The sequence below is a fragment of the Pseudomonas sp. TH37 genome, from assembly GCF_016650735.1.
Lineage (GTDB): Bacteria > Pseudomonadota > Gammaproteobacteria > Pseudomonadales > Pseudomonadaceae > Aquipseudomonas > Aquipseudomonas farris.
The window spans coordinates 749,250-766,286 of sequence record NZ_JAEKFD010000002.1; the positions used below are offsets into that span (position 1 = coordinate 749,250).

Annotated in this window: 17 protein-coding genes; 3 read left to right on the forward strand and 14 right to left on the reverse strand. The window is 57.5% G+C overall.

Going from position 1 to position 17,037, the window contains the following annotated elements; translation table 11 throughout:
- Positions 1-51: 51 nt before the first annotated feature.
- From nhaB to JFU11_RS08465, 3 genes are all read right to left on the reverse strand, one after another.
- The gene (gene nhaB / locus JFU11_RS08455) at positions 52-1,554 is read right to left on the reverse strand and encodes a sodium/proton antiporter NhaB (protein WP_201060358.1); all 1,503 of its coding nucleotides are present in this window, start codon (positions 1,552-1,554) and stop codon (positions 52-54) included.
- Between the two features lie 78 nt (positions 1,555-1,632).
- Positions 1,633-2,922 carry a hypothetical protein gene (locus JFU11_RS08460; protein WP_123722885.1) on the reverse strand — a complete coding sequence of 430 codons (1,290 nt, stop codon included), beginning with the start codon at positions 2,920-2,922 and terminating at the stop codon, positions 1,633-1,635.
- A gap of 284 nt (positions 2,923-3,206) precedes the next feature.
- Entirely contained in the window at positions 3,207-3,473 is a 267-nt protein-coding gene (locus JFU11_RS08465; RefSeq protein ID WP_123722884.1) for a hypothetical protein, read from the reverse strand.
- A gap of 343 nt (positions 3,474-3,816) precedes the next feature.
- Here JFU11_RS08465 and JFU11_RS08470 point away from each other — a divergent pair, with 343 nt between their 5' ends.
- On the forward strand, positions 3,817-5,142 hold the full coding sequence (locus JFU11_RS08470; RefSeq protein WP_123359592.1) for a sigma-54 dependent transcriptional regulator: 1,326 nt from the start codon (positions 3,817-3,819) through the stop codon (positions 5,140-5,142).
- A gap of 172 nt (positions 5,143-5,314) precedes the next feature.
- Here JFU11_RS08470 and JFU11_RS08475 read toward each other — a convergent pair whose 3' ends face one another.
- The 9 genes from JFU11_RS08475 to JFU11_RS08515 form a co-directional block, all read right to left on the reverse strand.
- Positions 5,315-6,595 carry a hypothetical protein gene (locus JFU11_RS08475; protein WP_201060359.1) on the reverse strand — a complete coding sequence of 427 codons (1,281 nt, stop codon included), beginning with the start codon at positions 6,593-6,595 and terminating at the stop codon, positions 5,315-5,317.
- A gap of 47 nt (positions 6,596-6,642) precedes the next feature.
- Complete coding sequence (locus tag JFU11_RS08480) at positions 6,643-7,380, reverse strand: hypothetical protein (protein ID WP_201060360.1); 738 nt, start codon at positions 7,378-7,380, stop codon at positions 6,643-6,645.
- Between the two features lie 32 nt (positions 7,381-7,412).
- A complete protein-coding gene (locus JFU11_RS08485; RefSeq protein WP_201060361.1) occupies positions 7,413-8,093 on the reverse strand; it encodes a C39 family peptidase in 681 nt (226 codons plus the stop codon).
- Between the two features lie 62 nt (positions 8,094-8,155).
- On the reverse strand, positions 8,156-9,583 hold the full coding sequence (locus JFU11_RS08490; RefSeq protein WP_123722880.1) for a heme utilization protein: 1,428 nt from the start codon (positions 9,581-9,583) through the stop codon (positions 8,156-8,158).
- A gap of 51 nt (positions 9,584-9,634) precedes the next feature.
- A complete protein-coding gene (locus tag JFU11_RS08495; RefSeq protein ID WP_052963379.1) occupies positions 9,635-10,207 on the reverse strand; it encodes a hypothetical protein in 573 nt (190 codons plus the stop codon).
- A 1-nt stretch (position 10,208) separates the two neighbouring features.
- A complete protein-coding gene (locus JFU11_RS08500; RefSeq protein WP_123722879.1) occupies positions 10,209-10,646 on the reverse strand; it encodes a hypothetical protein in 438 nt (145 codons plus the stop codon).
- Between the two features lie 491 nt (positions 10,647-11,137).
- A complete protein-coding gene (locus tag JFU11_RS08505) occupies positions 11,138-11,662 on the reverse strand; it encodes an AAA family ATPase (RefSeq protein WP_201121274.1) in 525 nt (174 codons plus the stop codon).
- On the reverse strand, positions 11,659-12,222 hold the full coding sequence (pnuC, locus tag JFU11_RS08510; protein ID WP_201060363.1) for a nicotinamide riboside transporter PnuC: 564 nt from the start codon (positions 12,220-12,222) through the stop codon (positions 11,659-11,661). The genes JFU11_RS08505 and pnuC overlap by 4 nt, the downstream gene beginning before the upstream one ends.
- A gap of 231 nt (positions 12,223-12,453) precedes the next feature.
- Positions 12,454-14,088: a methyl-accepting chemotaxis protein gene (locus JFU11_RS08515; RefSeq protein ID WP_201060364.1), complete on the reverse strand. Its 1,635-nt coding sequence runs from the start codon at positions 14,086-14,088 to the stop codon at positions 12,454-12,456.
- Between the two features lie 293 nt (positions 14,089-14,381).
- Between JFU11_RS08515 and JFU11_RS08520 the strand changes: the two genes are divergently transcribed.
- Together JFU11_RS08520 and JFU11_RS08525 are read left to right on the forward strand one after the other, a co-directional pair.
- Positions 14,382-15,212, forward strand: coding sequence for an undecaprenyl-diphosphate phosphatase (locus JFU11_RS08520; RefSeq protein WP_030130296.1), 831 nt, complete (start codon positions 14,382-14,384; stop codon positions 15,210-15,212).
- Positions 15,209-15,640, forward strand: a complete 432-nt coding sequence (locus JFU11_RS08525; RefSeq protein ID WP_201060365.1) for a DUF1294 domain-containing protein — start codon at positions 15,209-15,211, stop codon at positions 15,638-15,640. The genes JFU11_RS08520 and JFU11_RS08525 overlap by 4 nt, the downstream gene beginning before the upstream one ends.
- 6 nt (positions 15,641-15,646) lie before the next feature.
- Here the strand turns inward: JFU11_RS08525 and JFU11_RS08530 are convergent, their stop codons facing one another.
- Together JFU11_RS08530 and JFU11_RS08535 are read right to left on the reverse strand one after the other, a co-directional pair.
- Positions 15,647-16,006 carry an MmcQ/YjbR family DNA-binding protein gene (locus JFU11_RS08530; protein ID WP_095054908.1) on the reverse strand — a complete coding sequence of 120 codons (360 nt, stop codon included), beginning with the start codon at positions 16,004-16,006 and terminating at the stop codon, positions 15,647-15,649.
- Positions 16,003-16,911, reverse strand: a complete 909-nt coding sequence (locus tag JFU11_RS08535; protein ID WP_123722873.1) for a LysR substrate-binding domain-containing protein — start codon at positions 16,909-16,911, stop codon at positions 16,003-16,005. Before JFU11_RS08535 ends, JFU11_RS08530 begins: the two co-directional genes overlap by 4 nt.
- Positions 16,912-17,037: the final 126 nt, after the last annotated feature.

A 17,037-nucleotide genomic window follows, 5' to 3' on the forward strand; every position in this document is an offset into this window, starting at 1 on the left:
AAGATCGCAGCCTCGTTTCACTCGACAGCTCCTACAGTGAGTATTGCGGTGCTACAACCAGTAGCTCACCGCATACCAGCCCAACACGCCCATCACCACGGTGTAAGGCACCGCCATCCACACCATCCTCCCGTACGACAGACGAATCAGCGGTGCAATCGCCGAGGTCAGCAGGAACAGGAACGCCGCCTGACCATTGGGCGTTGCCACGCTCGGCAGGTTGGTGCCGGTATTGATCGCAATCGCCAGGGTTTCAAAGTGTTCGCGGCTCATGTCGCCGGCGAGGAACGCCTGCTTCACTTCGGTGATGTAGATGGTCGCAACGAATACGTTGTCGCTAATGGCCGACAACAAGCCATTGGCAATAAACAACATGCCCGGTTGTTGATCTGCCGGCAGCGCCAGCACCCACTGGATCAGCGGCGTGAACAGTTGCTGGTCATGAATCACCGCCACCACCGCGAAAAACACCACCAGCAGCGCCGTGAACGGCATCGCATCCCTGAACGCGTTGCCAATACGGTGCTCATCGGTAATGCCGGTGAACGCAGTGATCAGCACGATCACCATCAAACCGATCAGGCCGACTTCAGCGACGTGAAACGCCAGCCCGGCAATCAGAATCAGCGCAGCCGCCCCTTGCACCAGCAACGCCGCGCGCTGACGTGCAGTGCGTTCGGCGTTGTCTTCGGCGGCGTAATTGGCCAGCACCGCACGCACATTGTCCGGCAGCAGCGTGCCATAGCCGAACCAACGCAGTTTCTCCAGCAGCACGCAGGTCACCAGACCGGCTGCCAGTACCGGTAACGACACCGGTGCGACTTTCAGAAAGAATTCGGCGAAGTGCCAACCCATTTCATGGCCGATCAGCAGGTTCTGCGGCTCGCCAACCAGCGTGCACACACCGCCCAACGCGGTACCGACGGCGCCGTGCATCAGCAAGCTGCGCAGGAAGGCGCGGAATTGTTCGAGGTCGGCATGATGAAGGCTGGGTAAATGCCGGTCGTCGCTGAACTCGGCGTCCTGGCGTGGATCGTGGCCTGAGGCGACGCGGTGATACACCGAATAAAACCCCACGGCGGCGCTGATAATTACTGCCGTCACGGTCAATGCATCAAGAAACGCCGACAGAAACGCGGACAGGAAACAGAACATCAACGCCAGCAGCGCCTTGGAGCGAACCCCCAACAGCAGGCGCGAGAAGAGAAACAGCAAAAGGTCCTTCATGAAATAGATGCCCGCCACCATGAACATCAGCAGCAGGATCACCGGGAAATTGTGCACCAGCTCATCATAAAGCGCCTGGGGCGTGGTCATCTTCAGCAGCAATGCTTCGATCAGCAACAAGCCGCCGGGCATCAACGGATAACACTTGAGCGCCATGGCCAGGGTGAAGATGAACTCAAGCACCAATAGCCAGCCGGCCGCCACCGGACCGACCGTCCACAACACCAGGGCGTTGAGAATCAGGAAGCCGACAATACACGCCTTGTACCAACGAGGTGAGTGCCCGAGAAAGTTGTGCGCGAAGGCCTGGGCCATTGAACCGGACATCGGCTACTCCTTGTATTAAGAAGCGCGCAACTTGCCGTAAGAGCAACAGAAGATCAAGTGCAGGCAAATGATATCGGCCTAACACTGATAACGCGCGACGATCGCGCGGCAGTTTCCGTCCAGTGAATAGCCGCCTATGACAATGCAGCTGTCGGCCTGAATGGCCAATGAAGTAGCGGTATGCGAGCCGCGACCCAGGCGTGTGCGACACCAGCCAATGCCCTTGGCAAAACTGCGATCCAGTTGCCCACTGGGTAAATATCGGGCAAAAATGAAATCGGCTTCAATCCCGCCGACCATCGATCCAACTGTCAGTACGCGTCCATCCGGTTGAGTCTCGGCGGCGGTCCAGCGGCAACTGCTGCGGCCGACGCCTAAAAGCTTTGGCTTGCCACCGTTGCAATGAATATCGGGTCGACCATTACTGTGAACTTTCAGAGACAGGCAGAGCATCGGCTCGCGACTGTTGCCAAAACAATGCAAGTCGCCATTTTCATGCTGGACGATCTGGTTGATCTGAGCGCTGTGCTCCCGTGCCTTGAAGGTCATGAAACCATCCACGGCGAAGCTGTCATCCAGTCGGCCGTCCGGGTGATAGCGCGCCAGCAGACCTTCCTCGGGAAAATTGATTGATCCACTCACCAGGATCCGACCATCGCGTTGCACCATCAGACTGCTGAGCCAGGTGTTCATCAACAAGTGCCGAACCATGACGAAACCGCGACCGTTGAAGCTGTCGTCCAGCGAGCCGTCGGCGTTGAGTCGTATCAGCATGCCGACGTGATCGGTGGGTTCGAAGTAATGATTGGTCAGCAGCAGGATTCGACCGTCTTCCTGCACACAGACATCACAGGCTTCGGCGCTCGGCACGCCGGGCGGTAACCAGGCGTCGCGAGCACCCAGGGAAAGATTACCCGGAAGGTGCACCACGCAACGTCCATTGTCGCCAAAGCCCTGGACCGGGCAGCCTTGCTGATCAAACATCGCCAGGGCGGGCAGCGTACGGTGTGCATTCTCGTAGTGCAGGCCGGCCACCAGAATGTGCCCGTTGGGCAATGCCCGTACCTTGCCAGCCATAGCCTCGAAGCCGAGTGCGAACTGGCCGCTGATGCTGCCTTTTTTGCCGAATGCCAGATCCGCCGAACCATCTGCAAGCAGGCGGGCCAGGCCAAAGCGTTGGCCGCCCGGAGTACCGACCTTTGCCGCCACCAACAACCGACCAACGTGGTCAATCGCAACCCCATTGGTCATGCTGGAGAGACTGCCGGCGAAATACACTTGAGTCTTGCCGGTGCCAGCGAAATTCGTATCGAGCCGTTCGGCGCCGTTCACGGTTGCAGGTAAGGCAAAAGCAGTCTGGGGTGACATGCATGCATCTCCTTGCCAGTCGTCCTTAATCCCGGTTCCCGGATGGCGACTGCCTGAGCAAAACATTCAATCCCTGAATGACTCGGCGCACAACTGTTTTCATGAGCCGGAGGAGGAGCGTTTTGTGCCAGAACAATGTCTTTTCGAACCATTGCCAAGCCTGCCAAGTAATATGGCAGATTAGAAGTTGAAAAAGGTGAGTGGTGTCGCGCAGCTGACAGTAAAAAACGTCAACTAAGAGGAAGTGGGGGCGCGGATTGCCGGGCGGCAATCCGCGAAAACGCTTAGTGCGGCATGGTCCACGATTGCAGCGTGTAACCTTCCTGGCTCAACTCGGCACGGGCTTCTTCCAGCAAGTGTTCGAGTTGCTCTGGATCGGAATAGGCGCTGCTTGGAATTTGTTTGCGGCTGATGCGGGTGTTAGTGCGATCGATGACGGTCAGGCTGAGCTCGCCATTACCGTCTTGTGGTGCCCAGGCCACGCATTGAAAGGGTTGGAATGCGCGGTCGGCAATCAAAAGTGCTTCGTTGATACGGAGCGGGGCGTTCATGGGATCTTCTCTCTGTATGCCCAATCAAGTGATCTGCCGTCGGTTGGGCTTACCGTTCGGCTGGTTACTTGTACTGATGCCCGCAAGTGGGGGTTGGGTCACACACAATCAAAAGAAATTTCAACTTTCTTTGATTGATTCGACATTCAGGCCGTTTCTGAAAGCTGAATGAAAGGTTCAACTCGTTAGGCAACTAACCAAGTGATTTCTTATAACTAATAAGCAAACAGCCCTATAAGCAATCGATACAAGCCTGCGTCAAAATCTTGCTAGTGTTACAACGAAGCCCGCCAAATGACTGTTTTTAATAATATTTCCTAAAATTTGGCGTCAAGGAACAGTCATGATCGAAGCGCCTGCCTTACGACGTCTTTTAGTAGTGGATCCTTGCGACGACTGTCACCGTTTGTTGCCGGGTTTACGCGCCGTGGGTTGGGATGTTGACAGCTGTACCCTGGAAAACGCCACCGAACGAACCTGCGATGTCGGCCTGTTCCGATTGCAGCCCTTTCATCTGGAGCGCCCGGAAGCCGTCAAGGAATTGATCAGCCGTAGCGGTACCGAGTGGATTGCGGTGCTGAATCAAGAAGTCCTGCGATTGCAAAATGTCGGGGACTTCGTCTGCGAATGGTTTTTTGACTTCCATACCCTGCCGTTCGATGTCTCACGGGTTCAGGTCACCCTGGGCCGCGCGTTCGGCATGGCGCGCCTGCGCGGCCAGGGCACCGTTCATATCGATCAGCCTGAACACGAACTGCTCGGCGACAGTAAACCGATTCGCGAACTGCGCAAACTGCTGAGCAAACTGGCACCCACCGAATCCCCGGTGCTGATCCGCGGCGAAAGCGGGACCGGCAAGGAATTGGTCGCTCGCACCCTGCATCGACAATCCCAGCGTCACAGCAAACCGTTCGTGGCGATCAACTGCGGCGCGATTCCCGAACACCTGATCCAGTCCGAACTGTTTGGCCATGAGAAGGGGGCCTTCACCGGCGCTCATCAGCGCAAGGTCGGGCGGATCGAGGCGGCCAACGGCGGAACGCTGTTTCTCGATGAAATCGGTGATCTCCCCCTGGAACTGCAAGCCAATCTGCTGCGCTTCCTGCAGGAAAAACACATTGAGCGTGTAGGGGGGCACCAGCCTATTCCGGTGGATGTGCGGGTATTGGCGGCGACGCACGTCGACCTTGAAGCGGCCATTGAGAAGAAACTCTTTCGCGAAGATCTGTATTACCGTTTGAATGTCTTGCAAGTCATTACCGTGCCGTTGCGTGAACGCCATGGCGATCTCTCGATGCTGGCCAACCACTTTTCCCATTTCTACAGCCAGGAAACCGGCCGTCGTCCCCGCAGCTTCAGCGAGGACGCGCTGATCGCCATGGGCAAGCACGACTGGCCGGGCAATGTCCGTGAGTTAGCCAACCGGGTACGGCGCGGGCTGGTTCTGGCCGAAGGACGGCAGATCGAGGCGCGAGACCTGGGGTTGATCAGTCAACACATCACCGCTACGCCGATGGGCACCCTTGAAGACTACAAGACCCGCGCCGAGCGTCAGGCGCTGTGCGATGTGTTGAACCGGCACAGCGACAACCTGAGCGTCGCCGCCAGAGTCTTGGGCGTGTCGCGGCCGACTTTTTACCGATTGCTGCATAAGCACCAAATCCGCTAGGGCGCGGTGAAACGAAGAGGCCCGCTGCGACATTCATCGCAGCGGGCCTTTTCCATGAGACTCCTTGTGGGAGCGGGCTTGCCCGCGATAGCGATATGTCTGTTACATCATTGTCGAATCTGCCGACGTCATCGCGGGCAAGCCCGCTCCCACAGGTATTTGCGCTGAACTCTTAGAAGTAGTACGGGAATTTCAGGCTGAAGGAAAAGTCTGGCGAGTCGTCGGTCAGCCCGATGGCCAGGTTGGGAACGATCGTCAGGTTATCGGTTGCTGCCAGGGTCATGCCGATGTTGAAGTTGGCCGAGTTGTAATCGCTGTTGGAAATCGATTGCCAATCGCCACCGTCCGGCTTGATCTTGCTCTTGCGGGCAAACTGATCGGTGAACGAGAACGACATACTCATCTTCTCGTTCAAGGCGAATGCAATGCCGGCGCCGACCTGCCAGGAATCGCCCAGTTTCACGTCCCCGGGCACCTTGGAGTTGACCTGAGGGCTGATGTCGCTGAAAGAGTCTTCCATGTTGTAGGTGTAGGCCAGGCTGCCGAACAGCACGGCCGGGTCGAAGCTCTTGACCAGCGAAAGCCCCGGGGTGATCGACCAGACACCATTGCCGGTAGGCAAGTCCTCGGGTACCGAGAGGTTATCGTTGTTCGGGTCATTGACCAGCTTGATGCCGTAAGGGTCCTTACCGGTCGGCGCCTTGACGCGCAGTGTAAAGACCGCGTCGGGAAGATTGGCCGACTCATCCAGAAACTTGTAGGCAACGCCAAAGTTCACATCGCCGATGGTCGGGTCGCGGGTTACGGTTGCGTCCGACGTCACCGGGCCTGCACCACCGGCGCCACCGGAGGAATACGTTGATTCGCGATAAACCACGGGGACGTTAATGTCGAACTGCCAACGTTGGGCCACGTTGTAGCGGGCGGTCAGGTCCAGGGTCCAGTTATCCGCCTTGATACGGTCGAGGTTGATGTTACCGAGGAAAATCGCGTCCAGTGCCAGGAAGCCATTGAGTACCAATGCACGGGTATCGTAGTGCGTATAGGTCAGGCCGGTTTCGACGCTGAACTTGCCACCACCGAAGAAGCCGCTGGCTTCGTCATACAGGTTGGAAACGCTTTGCGCAGGCTCCGAATCCTCTTGGAGCGATTGGCCGTATGAACTGCCCGTGGTTCCCGGCGCACCGGCGGCCACCGTCTGGCCACTCCTGGGCGTTTCCGCGGGGGATTTGGTCAGGCGTTTGGGAGCCGGTGTCGCAGGTGCTTCTTCGACTTGACGAACGCGTTGCTCGAGTACCATCAGCGCGTTCTGTTGTACTTCGTAACGCTGTTTCAACTCCATGAGTTCTTGTTTTAGTGCTTCGACCTGGGGGTCCGGTGCTGCGTACAGCAGTGTGGCCGGGGCCAGGCTACTCAAACAAACGATAGCGCTGAACCTTAACGATCGGTGCATGGGTTAGCCGTCCATTTCTGACTACATCGGATGAGACTGAGCGTAGATCAGAATCCTTGGGTGCGAAGACCTTTGAGCTGGTCCAGGTTGCCGTTCAGCGACCCGGTTGTCGCGTTGTCACGCAGCACGACATTGAAGGATGTGAGGTTGTTGACCTGGTTACCACCGCCGAGCAAAGTCGTGTTCTGCATCAGCCCACCCTGGGCCAGGCGTTGTACGGTACTGCCTTGGTTGTTGTTGGCCACGATATTGAGTTGCACACCCGTACCGGTCGAGGCAACGCTCAACGAGCCTGCGCCATTGGCGCCGACCAACGTCGAGCCTGCGGCCAACGCCTGGCCCTGCTGTTGCGTTGCTGGCGCTTGGCTAGCCTTTGTGACGTTGATGTAAACGTTGTTGTAGGCAGAGTTATGGTCGCCGGCAGCACGCACGACTTGAGTGACGCCTTCGGTGCTGTTGAGGCCGTTACCGCCAGTGACGGTACCGGTGCCTTGCGAACGCGCTGAGCCATTACCTTTTTCGTCGATCATCGACACATAGAACTGAGGCTTGATGGTCGATTGTTGAATTTGCATCGAGGAAGTTGCCCCGATCACTTCACCGTTGGCATTTTGCCAAGTGCTGGTCATGACAATGCCGAAACTGATGATCCGCCCCGGCATGACATAGCGGCCGCGCAGGGTCGCCAATTCCTGATCCTTCAGTTCAATGGGTTTGAACGTCTGTGCCTGGGTCGGCAGGCTGGCGGCCAGGCAAACCACGACCAGCCAGATTGGAGTCTTCATTGGATGCTCCCGGAGCGTCGTGCTCCTTGTCATTAGAAGAAGTCGCTTTGGATGAATCCGAAATCCATCAACTCTGCGTCTCGCACCGGGGCGAAGGTGTTGATGCGGTTCTTGGCGGTCAGTGGCATGGGTGGGTCGAGCAACGCATTGGTTTTGTCGTAGCCCTGGCCGATGACGGCAAAGATGATGCCGTTCCAGCCTTTTACAAAGTCGTCGACTTTGTAGCGTTTATGACCGAGTACCGGATCTCCGATATAGACCCAGCCCTTATGGACTTTTTGCATGACCACAAAATGTTTGTAGCCACGGATATCAAGGAGTACCACAACCGGAATTCTGATTTCGCTCAACGTTTCCGGGGCTACCCGATAGCCACGGGCCCGCATGCCGATACTTTCCACGTAACGCTTCATGTCGAGCATTGAGAAGCCCTGGACGCGGACAAGATCTTGATCAGAGTGCGCCAGCATGCCTTCGATGATCTGTTCTTCATTCACGTCCAGCCAATAGGCTTGGCGCAAGATGGTCGCCAGCGCAGCTGCGCCGCAACTGAAGTCGGTTTTCTGTTGCACCAGGTCGGCAAATTTACGCTCGCGTACGCTCTGGATCGGCTTGTACACCACCGCGCCACCGGGCAGGACGGAAAGCGGCATTTGCGCAGCCTCAATCACACTGGCCACGCAAAGCAAAAATGCCAAGACGATAATGCGCATGAAAAGACGCCTTCTGGTGGTGTTGAAACAGGCCCCCGTCAGGGGGCCTCCAGAGACAGCAATTAGAACGAGTTGTTGGAAATGGCCAGCGAGTTGCTTTGTTGGTTACCCACGCCAGCAGCCACGTTGACGCCCAGGTTGCCACTGCCACCATTCACCGAACCGTTCAGGGTCGCAGTGTTGGTCACAGGGTTGGCCCAGCCAGTTGGAGTCAGCACTTGATAGGAATAGGTGTTGCTCAAATCATATGAGCTGCTTTCACTGTAGCTTTTCGCTTTGTCGTACGCAGACTCGGACGATTTACTGCCCGATTTTTCGTACGAGGATGCGGACGATTTCTCATACGATTTATCGTACGATCTGTCGTACGAGGAATCGCGCGATCTGTCGTACGAGGAGTCGCGCGATCTGTCGTACGAAGAGTCGCGCGATCTGTCGTACGATCTGTCTCTCGATGCGTCAAGCGTTGCGTCAATCGATGCGTTAAGCGATGCGTCGGCAGTCCTGCTGCGGGTGCGATCGCCATTGCCATTATTGAAGGTACGGGAACTGGAAGCCGCCGCAGTAGCGTCCAAAGTAGCGCTCAAGGAAGCACTCAAAGAAGCACTCGAAGAACCGCTCGCATTACTGCTGCTTGAACCGCTCGCATCACTGCTGTTAGAGCCGCTCGCATTACTGCTGCGAGAACCACTTATATCAACGCTTTTGGAACCGCTGGCATCAAAGCTCCTGGAACCGCTCGCGTCCCAGCTTGAAGAAGCGCTTTTACTGCCGCTAGCCTCGGATGACTTATCGCGAGAGAAACTACCGCTGGCCGAGTTGGTAACTGTCATCGTATCCAGGCGGTACGTCCGATCGGCGTTGTTATTCACTACCAGGCCAGGACCTTGTTGATCGGCAGAGGCGGTGGCTGTTGCGTTACCGAGCGGGGCATTGGTGTTGGCAATTGCCATGGTGTTTTTCTGCTGGTTAAGGTCGCCGCCAGCAATGTTGATACCCATATTACCGCTGCCGCCATTACCCGATCCGTTCATCACGGCAGAGGCTGTGCTGCCGAAGTTGTTGACCCTGTTATTGTCGCTGTATTGCGTGACGTCGGCGGTGGCTGTGGCAGTGCCGAACACGAAGCTGTTGTCCTGACTGGAGTTTGAGGCAGCATTGGCGATGGCGGACGCGTTGTCTTGTTGGTTGCCGCTACCTGCAGCCACGTTGACGCCGACGTTGCCGCTGGCGCCTGTGGCAGAGCTGTTCATTTCAGCTTCGTTAATCGTCCCTTCGTTACGGATGCGGTTGTCGGTACTGCTCTGGTTATCCCACGCATTGGCCGTCGCATAGACAGGGATCTTTGTTGGAGGAGGGGTGTGATGGCCATTGTTGTGGCCATGGTGGTGGTCATTGTCACGCCGATCGTTTTGCCCAGCTTGTACAGCAACAGCCATGACCGCAGCAATTGCGAAAACCAGAGGCTTGAGTGCCATCGAAGGTTTCATGGTGATTCTCCGTACTTATTTTAGGTTAAGTGTTGTTTCTACCTGTTTGGGTCAATCCGTGACCCGTACGCTCAGGGTGTTGGCCGTTCGGTTTCCCACCCCGGAGCTCTGATTCAACTGGATCACCCCACGGCTACCGGTGAAGGCCTGATCGCTGGTAGCGACTTGGCGATTGCCTGGTGCAGAGTCAGTTGGATCGGAGTTGTTGATCAGCGCCACGTTCTGCTGCATGAGGACGCTGTCGTCGATACTTTGCGGCTGTGTACTGATGCTTATCCGCAGGGCATTGGCTTGCTGGTTGCTGGCGCCCGCGCTCTGGTTGACGCCCAGAGCGCCACTGCCGTTGCTGAAGGAGTCGCCTTGAATGCTGGATCGAGCATCGATCCTGGGGTCGACCTGCGTACGCAGCCGTTGGCGAATCTGCGTGGTCGCGCTGGCTCCATGGCCAACGGCGATGGCTCGGGCGTTGGCCTGTTGCTGCAAATCGCCGGCAGCCTGGTTGACGGTGAGGTTGCCCTGGTACTGCATGCCCGAAGCGTCGATTTCAGCGTTATTAATGACGGGAGGTTGGGCAAAGGTCGATGCACTGCAAAACATGGCAATCATCAGCAGTGTACGATTCATCTTAACGGTCTCCCGTTACGACTTTCAGAGCACCCAGGCCTTGCTGGATGTTGGAATTGACCATGTTGGCAATACCGTTGCCCGAATTGCCCGAACGTCCAGCGGGGAGGTTGGAAAGTTGGGTCTGGTTGGTGAGATTGCCGCCCAGGTTGTTGGTGTTTTGAGTGACCAGGCGGGAGATGCCTGCACCGCTGGCGACGTTGGCAAAGTCGCCGTCGCTCAACTCGTTCGTTTGCCTGAGGATTTGTTTGGACGGGTTGGCATTGGCGGTCGTGGGGCTAGGGTCGGGAGCCACCGGCGGACGCGTTGCCATGCGCGGTTGGACATCACGTTTGATAATAATGATGCCGTTGTCAGCCTGTACGGGCAGGCTGAAACTTGAGCCCAGTGCGCATCCGATCAGTAGGAGGCTATAGATGCTGTTATCAAATGTCCCCACGGCGGCAATTCCTTCTTTGTTGTGGGCTGGTCCTGAATCAGCGTTGTGAAGGATTGAGCGAAAGCTGTGCCGGTTTTTGATTATTGTTTTGATTCAGAGGGTTATCGATCGAGGTTAGCGGATCGATGAAGTGCGGTGTTTCAGGTCTGAGACGACTGCCGGGACGGCAATGTGAGCAGAGATCGCAATAACAGTGGATCCAAGCTTTATGCGGGGATGTATCAGCGCTTTAACATATCGCGTGACAAAACGATGACCAGCGTTGAAACGGGCTGTTCGAGAGGGGACGCGTGTTTCAGAAACGGACGTATTTGCAAAAAATTTGCAACAAATGCTGGGGTATTTGACCAGTGCCCATCAGATCAACGCAATCACTGTGGGAGCGGGCTTGCCCGCGAAAGCGGTGTGTCAGGCGACATCAATATTGACTGTGCCGCCGTCTTCGCGAGCAAGCCCGCTCCCACATGGATTGGGGGGGGCAATAAGGAAGATCAGCGCTCGAGCAGTAACGCGACGGCTTGCAATGCCTGAAGCCGGCGTTCGGCCCAATCGCCCTGAAGCACTTGAACAGGCTGCCGATGTTGCTCCAGCCATGCCTGGGTCGCGTTGAAAAAAAACCGGCGTTCATCCAGCTCGGGCTGACAACGCTGACCGTCATCGGTCCAGTCAACCTGTTCGGGCGACAGCAGCAAGTGCAAGTCATAGTGCCGCGCCAGCAGCGCCTCCTCGAGCCAGGCCGGGCAATCGCCAAACAGGGTCTGGCTCCAGAGCATGTTACTCAGCAAGTGAGTGTCGAGAATCAGCAATGGCGGCCCAAGGGCGCGGGCTTCATCTTCCCATTGCAGCTGACCTCGAGCGATTTCGGGAATATCGGCCGGGCAAGTATCCCGCGCCTCCCGCTCAATGAACCAGCGCACGTATTCACCCACCAGAGCACCGCCGAATTGCTGTTGCAGTTCGGCGGCCAGCCAGCTCTTGCCACTGGATTCAGGTCCTGTGAGCACCAGCACTTTCATGTGCGCAACGCCGGATCGGTGCGCCATGTCCGCCAGCCATGCACCGCCAGCAGGGCGAACGCCCCATAGAGGCCCGCAGTCAGGTACAGCTCTTTGTAGATGAACAGGCCAACAAAGATGATGTCGAGCGCGATCCACAGCGCCCAGCATTGCAGACGTTTTTGCGCCATCCATAATTGCGCCACCAGGCTGAACCCGGTCAGCGCCGCATCGAGCCAAGGCTGGGCGGCATCGGTCCAGTGGGCCATCGCGGCGCCGAGCAGCAAACTGCCGACTGCGCCGACGGTCAGCCCGAGCGCAATGGATTTTCCATCGAGCAAGCTGACATGCCGCTTGCCATGAGTCGCGCTCCCCTGCGTCCACTGCCACCAGCCGTAGATCTGCAAACCGGCGTAGATCACTTGAAGCAGCATGTCCGAATACAGCTTCACCTCAAAAAAAATCCAGCTATACAGCAGCACCATGACCAGGCCGATCGGCCAGCACCAAGGGTTCTGTCTGACCGTCAACCAGACGGCAATCACGCCGAGGGCGGCGGCAAACAGTTCAAGCCCGGACATGGAGGTTCCTTGGTGTCGTAAAAATGAGGGGGGCGAATTGTACCCGGATTGTGGGAAATGGGCTTGTAGTGGGGAGTGGCGCTTACCAATGCCAGTCAGGTCACACGCAATCCCTGTGGGAGCGGGCTTGCCCGCGAAGGCGGCGGCACAGTCAATATTGATGTCGCCTGACACACCGCCTTCGCGAGCAAGCCCGCTCCCACAGGGGACCGCGTTGGGTATAGAAAAGAGTTACACCCGAAACTGCTTCAGCAACCCGTTCAACTGTTCGCTCAGTTCCTTGAGGTGAACGCTGGCCACGCTCGATTGTTCGGCCGCCAGTGCCGTGCTGTGGGACAACCCGGCTGCCTGGGTGACGTTCTGATTGATGTCTTCCACCACATGGGCCTGTTGCAAGGTCGCGCTGGCAATCGAGGCGTTCAACCCGTTGAGGTTGCGCAAGGCCTGGCCGATGGCATTCAGGCTGGCGCCCGCCAGCCCGGCCTGCTCGATAGTCAATTGCGAGGCACGGCTGCTGTCGCCAATTACCTTGACCGCCGCTTCGGAGTGGCTTTGCAGGCGTTCGATCATCGACTGGATTTCCGCCGTGGACTTCTGGGTGCGCTGGGCCAGCAGGCGCACTTCATCGGCGACCACCGCAAACCCGCGCCCTTGCTCGCCGGCCCGGGCGGCTTCGATGGCGGCGTTGAGGGCGAGCAAGTTGGTTTGCTCGGCGATGGAGCGAATCACTTCCAGAACGCTGCCGATTTGCGTGCTTTCGGCGGCTAGGGTACGAATCACTTCGACGGCTTGATCGATGGTCGAAGACAGCTTGTCGATCTGCTGCAGGCTGCCATCGATATTGACTTGGCCCTGTTGCGCCTGAGACTCGGCATTGCGCATTTCGCTGGCCGCGTGCTCGGCGTTTTTGGCCACATCCTGCACGCCGTAGGTCACTTCGTTGATCGCGGTTGCCACCAGTTCCATTTGTTGGGATTGCTGCTGGCTGCGTTGCTGGGCTTGCGCGGCATCGTTGCCCAGTTCGCTGGAAGACTGGCCCAGCGCGCCGGCGGACACCTGCAGCTGACTGATCACCAGGCGCAGTTTGGCGGTAAAGGCGTTGAAGTGCCGGGCCAGTTGCGTGACTTCGTCCTGGCCGTGGGTATCGAGGCTGCGGGTCAGGTCGCTTTCACCGCTGGCGATGTTGGCCATGGCGTTCACGGTTTCCTGGAGCGGGCGCACGATGCTGCGGGCAATCATGATCACCAGCAACGCCATGATCAGGGCAATCACCAGGCCCACGAAAGAGGCCTTCCATACTTGAGCATAAAACTCGGCCTGCATGTCATCGATGTATACGCCCGAACCGATCACCCAACCCCAAGGCTCGAACAGTTTCACGTAGGAGGTTTTTTCCACCGGCGCGCTGGCGCCCGGTTTCGGCCAGCGGTAATCGACCATGCCGGCACCCTTGGCCTTGGCGATGGCGACCATCTCGTTGAACAGCGCGAAACCGTCGGGGTCGCGAATCGCCGAGAGATTCTGGCCATCAAGCTTCGGATTGGTCGGGTGCATGATCATGACCGGCGTCAGATCGTTGATCCAGAAATAGTCATTCTGGTCGTAGCGCAAACCGCGCACGGCATTCAGTGCCTGCTTTTGCGCGGCGTCGCGGGTGAGGGTGCCGGCAGTTTCCAGGCCGTGATAGTAGGTGAGGATGCCACTGGCGGTCTGTACCACGTGCTGGGTCTTTTGGGCCTTGGCCTGATAGAGGTCGTCGTGAATCTGCTTGAGCATCAACACGCCCAACGTCAATAGCATCACCACGGCCACGATCAAGATGAGCCACAAGCGTCGGCTGATCGACACACTGCGCAAGCTGTTCATAACGCTGTTACTCCGGTTTCTTGTTCTTGTAATAAACGATCGCCAGCATCCAACCACACTTTGCCGATCGGGCCTATGCGACTCAGGACCTATTACACGGCAGCGTAAATGAGGCGTCTCTGATAGGATTTCGGCCCCGCACGGAAAAACCTGAGCCCAAGTCTTTTTTCCCGCAACTTTTACGGTTTTGCGTGGATCTTGTGCGCGCGGGGATTCAGCTAAGGTTGATTGCGGTTAACGCTCTACAAATTATTAACGGAGCATGCCTGGGGGTATTGCTTCTTGGGGGATTGATGGATCTTTGGACGGCCTTTCAGGCATTGATTTTAGGCGTGGTAGAAGGGCTGACGGAGTTCTTGCCCATTTCCAGTACCGGGCACCAGATTATTGTGGCGGACTTGCTCAATTTCGGCGGCGAGCGGGCCATGGCCTTCAACATCATCATTCAGCTCGGGGCAATCCTGGCGGTGGTCTGGGAGTTTCGCCGCAAGATCTTCGACGTGGTCATCGGTTTGCCGACACAGCCCAGTGCCCGACGCTTTACCGCGAACCTGTTGATTGCCTTCCTGCCGGCCGTGGTATTGGGGGTGATTTTCGCCGACTTGATTCATGAGTACCTGTTCAACCCGATTACCGTGGCCACCGCATTGGTCGTGGGCGGGATCGTCATGTTGTGGGCTGAACGTCGCCAGCATGAAGTGCATGCTGAAAGCGTTGATGACATCACCTGGAAAGACGCGTTGAAAGTCGGCTTCGCCCAGTGCCTGGCGATGATTCCGGGGACCTCGCGCTCCGGTTCGACGATCATTGGCGGCTTGCTGTTCGGGTTGTCGCGCAAGACGGCCACCGAGTTCTCGTTCTTCCTCGCCATGCCAACCATGGTCGGCGCGGCGGTGTACTCGGGCTACAAATACCGCAATCTGTTTGTGCCGGCTGATTTTCCGGTATTCGCCATTGGTTTCGTCACGGCGTTTATCTTTGCGATGATCGCCGTTCGGGCCCTGCTGATATTCATCGCCAGCCACAGCTACGCGACATTCGCCTGGTATCGCATTGCGTTCGGTCTGGTGATCCTGGCCACTTGGCAATTCGGCTGGGTCGACTGGACAGCGGTCAAACCATGAACGATTCCAGTGCGCGCAACAATACCCCCGGACGCAAGTCCGGGGGCGCCATTCAGAACCTGCGGCTGAAACTGCTGGTATTCGTTGCGCTGTGCGCAGTGCCGTTGTTTGGCTCGGTGTCGCTATGGCTGCACGGGGTGTCGATGATTCCCCTGGCGGCCTACGGCATCGTCAGCGTGCTGGCGTTTTTCCTGTACTGGAGCGACAAGCACAAGGCCCGCGCCGACAGTTGGCGCACGCCGGAGAACGTCTTGCACGCGGTGGAGCTGGCGGGCGGTTGGCCGGGCGCTTTGCTGGCCCAGCAAGCGTTTCGACACAAGACCCGCAAAGTCTCGTTTCAGTTGGTGTTCTGGCTCATCGTGCTGATGCATCAGGTGTTCTGGATCGACCAGCTATTTCTGGGCGCTAACCTGTTTGCATTGCTTTAAAGCACTTTAAAGCAGCAAGCCGACCTGCGTGCGCTTGGGCAATTTGCTCACCACCAGTTGGTGGGAACGTTGCAGCAAGCCTTGCAGCTCTTCGGTGCCCAGCGGGTAGGGCGTTTCCATGATGACCCACTGGGCCCGGGCCAGATACGGCGCCGGGTGAATGCCCGGGCGGTCGCAATGGCCCAGGAACAGGTCCTTGTCGACCTTGAAAGCCAGGGACTGTCCCCGCAGGTTCTGCAAGGCGAACATCTTGTTCCCGGCAATCGAAAACACCCGCACGCCTCCCCACTTGTAATCCTCCCGCGCACCGGGCAGTGCCAGGCAGAATTGCGCGACGTCCTCTTCGCTCATTAGTCCCGCTTTCATAACAGTCTGTCCCCACAAGCATTGAATGATTCGATCAAATGGTCGATCCAGGCGCGTACTGCCGGCATCACCCCGCGTCGATGGGGGTAGACCGCTTGCAGCCAGCCGCCCGGCAATGACCAGTCGGGTAGCAGTTGCACCAGCTCGCCGTTTTTTAGCTCTTGCTCGCAATGCATCATGGGCAGCATGGTAAAACCCTGGCCACTGAGGGTGCACGCTTTGCGCACAATGAAATCGTCGATCCCCAATCGCGCTTCCAGGCTCAGATCATAGCTTTTGCCCTGTTGATCAAGCATGCGGATGTGCACCATGCGGTCGGCTTCCAGAGCGCCGAGCACGGGCAGGTTTTTCAGGTCTTCAGGATGATTTATTTCACGGCCGAGCAAAAAAGCGGGGCTGGCAACCATCAGCATCTGAGCCTGACGCAGGCGGCGGGTGACCAGCAATGGATCTTCATCACCCAGATCCCGCACTCTCAAGGCGACGTCGACGCCCTCGTTGATCAGGTCAACCCGACGGTTGAGCAACATCATCTCCAGCTGAACCTGAGGGAATTTCTCCAGGAAGTTACTGATCACCCCGGGCAGGATTTCGTGGGCCAATCCGACGGGGCACGACACTCGCAAGCGCCCCCGGGGCTCGCTGGACATGCTGGCCACCGCTTCGTCGGCCATCTCGGCCTCCAGCAGCATCGCCTGACAATGGCGCAAGTAACGCTCGCCCACGGCGGTCAGGTTGAGTTGGCGGGTGGTGCGTTGCAGCAGGCGTGCGCCCAGGCGTTCTTCCAGCTCGGCGATACGTCGCGACAACCGCGATTTGGGAATCCCCATCAAACGCCCGGCCGCCGCGAAACCACCGGCTTCGACCACCTTGGCGAAGTAGTAGAGGTCGTTGAGATCTTGCATGGTTTAAGCTCGACTGTTCTATCAGTGGGACAAACTATCGCATTGTTGCCGACTAATCATCTATTGGTTTCGTCGGTAGGATTGTCTCCATCAGATCGCCCGGTGGCGATCCTCACCTTGGAGATC

Excerpts from the sequence above, each read along its gene's own strand:
- JFU11_RS08515 (WP_201060364.1), bottom strand. The coding sequence starts at position 14,088 with ATGAACAGCTTGCGCAGTGTGTCGATCAGCCGACGCTTGTGGCTCATC.
- nhaB (WP_201060358.1), bottom strand. The coding sequence starts at position 1,554 with ATGTCCGGTTCAATGGCCCAGGCCTTCGCGCACAACTTTCTCGGGCAC.
- JFU11_RS08520 (WP_030130296.1), top strand. The coding sequence starts at position 14,382 with ATGGATCTTTGGACGGCCTTTCAGGCATTGATTTTAGGCGTGGTAGAA.
- JFU11_RS08505 (WP_201121274.1), bottom strand. The coding sequence starts at position 11,662 with ATGAAAGTGCTGGTGCTCACAGGACCTGAATCCAGTGGCAAGAGCTGG.
- JFU11_RS08470 (WP_123359592.1), top strand. The coding sequence starts at position 3,817 with ATGATCGAAGCGCCTGCCTTACGACGTCTTTTAGTAGTGGATCCTTGC.
- JFU11_RS08485 (WP_201060361.1), bottom strand. The coding sequence starts at position 8,093 with ATGCGCATTATCGTCTTGGCATTTTTGCTTTGCGTGGCCAGTGTGATT.
- JFU11_RS08530 (WP_095054908.1), bottom strand. The coding sequence starts at position 16,006 with ATGAAAGCGGGACTAATGAGCGAAGAGGACGTCGCGCAATTCTGCCTG.
- JFU11_RS08490 (WP_123722880.1), bottom strand. The coding sequence starts at position 9,583 with ATGAAACCTTCGATGGCACTCAAGCCTCTGGTTTTCGCAATTGCTGCG.
- JFU11_RS08475 (WP_201060359.1), bottom strand. The coding sequence starts at position 6,595 with ATGCACCGATCGTTAAGGTTCAGCGCTATCGTTTGTTTGAGTAGCCTG.
- JFU11_RS08465 (WP_123722884.1), bottom strand. The coding sequence starts at position 3,473 with ATGAACGCCCCGCTCCGTATCAACGAAGCACTTTTGATTGCCGACCGC.
- JFU11_RS08525 (WP_201060365.1), top strand. The coding sequence starts at position 15,209 with ATGAACGATTCCAGTGCGCGCAACAATACCCCCGGACGCAAGTCCGGG.
- JFU11_RS08460 (WP_123722885.1), bottom strand. The coding sequence starts at position 2,922 with ATGTCACCCCAGACTGCTTTTGCCTTACCTGCAACCGTGAACGGCGCC.
- JFU11_RS08495 (WP_052963379.1), bottom strand. The coding sequence starts at position 10,207 with ATGAATCGTACACTGCTGATGATTGCCATGTTTTGCAGTGCATCGACC.
- JFU11_RS08535 (WP_123722873.1), bottom strand. The coding sequence starts at position 16,911 with ATGCAAGATCTCAACGACCTCTACTACTTCGCCAAGGTGGTCGAAGCC.
- JFU11_RS08480 (WP_201060360.1), bottom strand. The coding sequence starts at position 7,380 with ATGAAGACTCCAATCTGGCTGGTCGTGGTTTGCCTGGCCGCCAGCCTG.
- pnuC (WP_201060363.1), bottom strand. The coding sequence starts at position 12,222 with ATGTCCGGGCTTGAACTGTTTGCCGCCGCCCTCGGCGTGATTGCCGTC.